The organism is Streptomyces thermovulgaris, assembly GCF_002155915.1.
GTDB lineage: Bacteria > Actinomycetota > Actinomycetes > Streptomycetales > Streptomycetaceae > Streptomyces > Streptomyces thermovulgaris.
Genome location: NZ_MUME01000024.1, coordinates 1 through 5715, shown reverse-complemented (window position 1 = coordinate 5715; position 5715 = coordinate 1). Strand labels below are relative to the sequence as shown.

Here is a 5715-nt window from a genome sequence, read left to right as displayed (position 1 = left end):
CGTCGAGGACCCGTCCGCGGAGGTCCACACGCCCAGGGCGGCGCCCAGGGCGACCGTCACGGCGAACGCGCCGCCCGCCACCGCCCGCCGGTGCGGGGACTTCCGCGCCGGGGCCCGGCGCCTGTGCTTGCTCACGCCGCCAACTTAAGACCCGTCGACTCCGTTCGTGTCCACCAGGTGTCTTGAAACTCTCCCGTTCGAGTGAAATTCATGTCCCCACCGGACACATCATGAACACACCCGATAACGTAACGGCACAACTCTTACAGTCCTACAGCGCCTTGCACTTACCACACCCTGCCGACCGAGGACCCAAGCTGCTCGCGCAGAATCTGGAGCGCTTCAACACCGCCCCCGCTCCCGAGGCCCGTCACACCCTTCTGACCTGTCTGCACAGCCCCTGCTGGGCCCGCTGCATCACCGCCCACCGCCCCTACCCGGACCTGCCGTCCCTCCTGGCCGCGGCGGACGAGGCGACGTACGACCTGGGCCCGGCGGACCTGGCGGAGGCCCTGGCGGCGGAGCCGCTGCCCTCGCTCCCCGGGGACACGTACGCGGCCGCCTCCACGGCCCTGAGCGCCGCCTACGCCGCCTACGAGGCCCGTTTCGGCCACGGCTTCGTCATCTGCCTGGACGACGTCGCCCCGGACGAGGCCCTGGACCGGGTCCTGGCGGCCGTCCGGTCACGATTGGCGAACGATCCGGAGGAGGAACGGATCGTCGCCACGGAGGAGCTCCGGCGCCTGGCCCGGGGACGGCTCGTGCGCGCCCTGCGGGGCGTGGGGAGCCACGCGACCAGCCACGGCTGACCCGCACCCCGGTGAGCAGCGCGGATCCCGCACCGCCGGCGGGCCGCCCCCGCGGCCGCCCGGCCGGCCCGTGCGTCACCCGTACGCGCCCTCTTCGGGGGACACGTTCGATCACCTGGGGGAGGGCCCCCCGTGAGCCCCGCCCCCACGGCTGGTTACGATGCTGAGGGCCGGTGGACCGTACCCGGCCGGGCCCGACCGACAGAAAAGCCGGCGCGGCCCCTAGTCCCGCATCCGGAGGGTTCTTCCGTGCCGGCTGGAACGCTGTACCGCGGCCGGGAAGGAATGTGGTCCTGGGTGGCTCACCGAGTCACCGGTGTCCTCATTTTCTTCTTCCTGTTCGTTCACGTGCTGGACACCGCGCTCGTCCGCGTGTCTCCCGAGGCCTACGACACGGTCGTGGCCACGTACAAGTCGCCGATCGTCGCCGTGCTCGAGTACGGCCTGGTCGCCGCGATCCTCTTCCACGCGCTCAACGGCCTGCGGGTCATCGCCGTCGACTTCTGGGCCAAGGGCGCCCGCTACCAGAAGCAGATGCTGTGGACCGTGGTCGGCATCTGGATCGTGCTGATGCTCGGAGCGATCTATCCCGTCCTCGGCCACGCCGCACGAGAAGTGTTCGGGAGCTGATGCGCATGTCCACCACCGAGACCAACGCCTCGGGCGTCAGCCCCGTCGAGGGCGGCTACAGCGTCGACAACCCCGCCCCCGTCATCGAGCCCCCGCGCCTGCGCACCAAGAAGACCCCGCGGTCGACCCGGGGCAACTTCGAGATGTACGGCTGGCTGTTCATGCGGCTGTCCGGTGTCGTCCTGGTCGTCCTCGTCATCGGCCACCTGCTGATCCAGCTCGTCCTGGACGGCGGCGTCTCCAAGATCGGCTTCGCCTTCGTGGCGGGCCGCTGGGCCTCCCCCTGGTGGCAGGTCTGGGACCTGCTGATGCTGTGGCTGGCGATGCTGCACGGCTGCAACGGCCTGCGCACCGTCATCAACGACTACGCGGAGCGCCCGAACACGCGACTGTGGCTGAAGGGCCTGCTCTACACCGCCACGGTGTGGACCATCCTGCTGGGCACGCTGGTGATCTTCACCTTCGACCCGAACATCCGCTAGGCCCGGGACCGAGGTATTCCTGATGAAGATCCACAAGTACGACACCGTCATCGTCGGCGCCGGTGGCGCCGGTATGCGTGCCGCCATCGAGGCGACCAAGCGCAGCCGCACCGCGGTCCTGACCAAGCTCTACCCCACGCGCTCCCACACCGGCGCCGCGCAGGGCGGCATGGCCGCCGCGCTGGCCAACGTGGAGGAGGACAACTGGGAGTGGCACACCTTCGACACGGTCAAGGGCGGTGACTACCTGGTCGACCAGGACGCCGCCGAGATCCTGGCGAAGGAGGCCATCGACTCGGTCCTCGACCTGGAGAAGATGGGCCTGCCCTTCAACCGCACCCCGGAGGGCACCATCGACCAGCGCCGCTTCGGCGGCCACTCGCGCAACCACGGCGAGGCCCCGGTCCGCCGCTCCTGCTACGCGGCCGACCGCACCGGTCACATGATCCTCCAGACGCTGTACCAGAACTGCGTCAAGCAGGGCGTGGAGTTCTTCAACGAGTTCTACGTCCTGGACCAGCTGATCACCGAGGTCGACGGCGTCAAGACGTCGGCCGGTGTCGTGGCGTACGAACTGGCGACCGGCGAGATCCACGTCTTCCAGGCGAAGTCCGTGATCTACGCCTCCGGCGGCTGCGGCAAGTTCTTCAAGGTGACGTCGAACGCGCACACCCTGACCGGTGACGGCCAGGCGGCCGTGTTCCGGCGCGGGCTGCCGCTGGAGGACATGGAGTTCTTCCAGTTCCACCCGACCGGCATCTGGCGCATGGGCATCCTGCTCACCGAGGGCGCCCGCGGCGAGGGCGGCATCCTGCGCAACAAGGACGGCGAGCGCTTCATGGAGAAGTACGCCCCTGTCATGAAGGACCTCGCCTCCCGCGACGTCGTCTCCCGCGCGATCTACACCGAGATCCGCGAGGGCCGCGGCTGCGGTCCCGACGGCGACCACGTCTACCTGGACCTGACCCACCTGCCGCCGGAGCAGCTGGACGCCAAGCTGCCCGACATCACCGAGTTCGCACGGACCTACCTGGGCATCGAGCCGTACACCGACCCGATCCCGATCCAGCCGACCGCGCACTACGCGATGGGCGGCATCCCCACCACCGTCCGGGGCGAGGTGCTCGCGGACAACACCACGATCGTGCCGGGCCTGTACGCGGCCGGCGAGGTCGCCTGCGTGTCCGTGCACGGGGCCAACCGTCTGGGCACCAACTCGCTGCTGGACATCAACGTGTTCGGCAAGCGGGCGGGCATCGCGGCGGCGGAGTACGCGCAGCAGGCGGACTTCGTGGAGCTCCCGGAGAACCCGGAGTCCTACGTCGTCGAGCAGGTCGAGCGGCTGCGGAACTCCACCGGCAACGAGCGGGTGGCCGAGCTGCGCCGCGAGCTGCAGGAGACCATGGACGCCAACGTCATGGTGTTCCGCACCGAGCAGACCATCAAGACGGCCATCGAGAAGATCGCCGAGCTCCGGAAGCGCTACAAGAACGTGGCGATCCAGGACAAGGGCAAGCGGTTCAACACGGACCTGCTGGAGGCCATCGAGCTGGGCAACCTGCTGGAGCTGGCCGAGGTCATGGCAGTCTCCGCCCTGGCCCGCAAGGAGTCCCGCGGCGGCCACTACCGCGAGGACTACCCCCACCGCGACGACGTCAACTTCATGCGCCACACCATGGCGTACCGCGAAGTCGGCGCCGACGGGACCGAAACCATCCGTCTCGACTACAAGCCGGTCGTGCAGACCCGCTACCAGCCGATGGAGCGTAAGTACTGATGGCAACCCCCGTTCTGGACAAAGCCGAGGCGGAGGGCCGGGCCGCGTCCCCCTACATCACGGTCACCTTCCGCATCCGCCGCTTCAACCCGGAGGTCTCGGCGGAGGCGACCTGGCAGGACTTCCAGGTGGAGATCGACCCCAGGGAACGCGTCCTCGACGGTCTGCACAAGATCAAGTGGGACCTCGACGGCACGCTGACCTTCCGCCGTTCCTGTGCGCACGGCATCTGCGGTTCGGACGCCATGCGGATCAACGGCAAGAACCGCCTGGCCTGCAAGACGCTGATCAAGGACATCAACCCCGAGAAGCCGATCACGATCGAGCCCATCAAGGGCCTCACGGTCCTGAAGGACCTGGTCGTGGACATGGAGCCGTTCTTCCAGGCGTACCGGGACGTCATGCCCTTCCTCATCACGAAGGAGACGAACGAGCCCACGCGCGAGCGTCTGCAGTCCCCGGAGGACCGGGAGCGCTTCGACGACACCACGAAGTGCATCCTGTGCGCGGCCTGCACCTCGTCCTGCCCGGTGTTCTGGAACGACGGCCAGTACTTCGGTCCGGCGGCCATCGTCAACGCCCACCGGTTCATCTTCGACAGCCGTGACGAGGCCGGCGAGGAGCGTCTGGAGATCCTCAACGACAAGGACGGCGTCTGGCGCTGCCGCACCACCTTCAACTGCACCGACGCCTGCCCCCGCGGCATCGAGGTGACGAAGGCGATCGCGGAGGTGAAGCGGGCGCTGATCACGCGCCGCCTCTGACGTCCGCGCCGCATACGGCGGCGAGGGCCCCTTCCGGTCCGGAAGGGGCCCTCGCCGTTCTCGTCCGCCGCAGGGGCGTGCCGGCCGCGTCAGCCGCGCAGGACCCGGCCCTTCGAGTCGGTCCGGTCGTTGCTGACCAGGAAGATGATGCCGTCGATCAGGGCCCAGAAGCCGAGACCGCCGCAGGTGAGGAGCTGGGCGATGCCCACGCCCACGGAGCCGACGTAGAAGCGGCCGATGCCCAGGGTTCCGAGGAAGAGCTGGAGAACGCCCGCGACGATCTTCGACTTGTCGGAGTAGGGACGGCCCTGCGGGTCGTAGCCGTACGGCGCGTCAGGAGTGGGGACGGTCATGAATGGTGCTCCTGGAAGTGATCGAAACGCCCGGAGAGGGGATCTCCTCCGGGCCCAGGGGGCCCGACTGTCCGATCACGTGACATCCGTCGCGTGGCTCGCCGCGCACTGACCGGTTGCGGTCGCCCCCCCTGCGCTCCAGCAGGATAAAGATCCAGAACGGCAGGACGGCAAGGAATGGAACAAACGTTCTCGTTCTGTGATCAAATCCAGCCAGATCGGCAACTTCTGGTTACCGCTGCCCGCGTGCCCGCGGACCCGCACGTCCACGGGCCCCTGCGGCCCCCGCGGCACTCTCCCGCGATGCCGCTCCCACGGATGCCGCTCCCGCGGGTCGATGCTCCCACGGGTCGATGCTCCCGCGGGTTCTAGACGACATTGCGGACGACGGTCCACGCCACGGCCACCAGCAGCACCAGCGCCTGCGCCCGGCGGCCGAGCCGGGGGTGCCAGCGGCGTCCGCGCAGGCCCTCCACCGTCCACTTGCCGAGCAGCGCCAGCGCGAACGGCGAGGCGAGCAGGAGCATCCTGTTGTCCAGCCAGGCCTGGGCGACGTTGCCGTGCATCAGGTCGTACACCATGCGCGTGCCGCCGCAGGCCGGACAGAGCAGCCCCGTGACGTACCGGAAGGGGCACCGGGGCAGGAGGTGGCCGGGCTCGTGCGGGTCGGTGGCATAGAGGTAACCGGCACCCGCGACGCCCGCGCAGAGCACGGCGAGCGGGGCCGCCGCCGGATGCCGCGGCAGCCGCCGCATCCACCGGTGGCGGACCGGCCCGGCCGTCGTGTCAGCCACGCAGGACTCGGCCCTTCGAGTCGGTGGTGTTGCTGCCCGTCAGCAGCATGATGCCGTCGACCAGGGCCCAGAAACCGAAACCGCCGCAGGTGAGGAGCTGGGCGAT

General features: G+C 69.1%; 7 protein-coding genes. 5 read left to right on the top strand and 2 right to left on the bottom strand.

Annotated elements, in window-relative coordinates; genetic code table 11:
- Positions 1-332: 332 nt before the first annotated feature.
- The 5 genes from CCN35_RS03130 to CCN35_RS03110 all read left to right on the top strand — a co-directional run bounded on the left by CCN35_RS03130 (position 333) and on the right by CCN35_RS03110 (position 4462).
- Positions 333-809: a 2-oxo-4-hydroxy-4-carboxy-5-ureidoimidazoline decarboxylase gene (locus CCN35_RS03130; protein ID WP_425444275.1), complete on the top strand. Its 477-nt coding sequence runs from the start codon at positions 333-335 to the stop codon at positions 807-809.
- A gap of 249 nt (positions 810-1058) precedes the next feature.
- Positions 1059-1439: a succinate dehydrogenase, cytochrome b556 subunit gene (gene sdhC, locus CCN35_RS03125; RefSeq protein ID WP_079129723.1), complete on the top strand. Its 381-nt coding sequence runs from the start codon at positions 1059-1061 to the stop codon at positions 1437-1439.
- 5 nt (positions 1440-1444) lie between these two features.
- Entirely contained in the window at positions 1445-1921 is a 477-nt protein-coding gene (locus tag CCN35_RS03120; protein WP_067394659.1) for a succinate dehydrogenase hydrophobic membrane anchor subunit, read from the top strand.
- A 22-nt stretch (positions 1922-1943) separates the two neighbouring features.
- A complete protein-coding gene (sdhA, locus tag CCN35_RS03115) occupies positions 1944-3698 on the top strand; it encodes a succinate dehydrogenase flavoprotein subunit (RefSeq protein WP_067394474.1) in 1755 nt (584 codons plus the stop codon).
- Positions 3698-4462 carry a succinate dehydrogenase iron-sulfur subunit gene (locus CCN35_RS03110; RefSeq protein ID WP_067394477.1) on the top strand — a complete coding sequence of 255 codons (765 nt, stop codon included), beginning with the start codon at positions 3698-3700 and terminating at the stop codon, positions 4460-4462. Before sdhA ends, CCN35_RS03110 begins: the two co-directional genes overlap by 1 nt.
- Before the next feature lie 89 nt (positions 4463-4551).
- Here the strand turns inward: CCN35_RS03110 and CCN35_RS03105 are convergent, their stop codons facing one another.
- Positions 4552-4815 (bottom strand): TM2 domain-containing protein, encoded by a 264-nt coding sequence (locus tag CCN35_RS03105; RefSeq protein WP_067394480.1) that lies wholly within the window; start codon positions 4813-4815, stop codon positions 4552-4554.
- 368 nt (positions 4816-5183) lie between these two features.
- Positions 5184-5570 carry a DUF2752 domain-containing protein gene (locus CCN35_RS03100; RefSeq protein ID WP_067394483.1) on the bottom strand — a complete coding sequence of 129 codons (387 nt, stop codon included), beginning with the start codon at positions 5568-5570 and terminating at the stop codon, positions 5184-5186.
- Between the last annotated feature and the right edge of the window lie 145 nt (positions 5571-5715).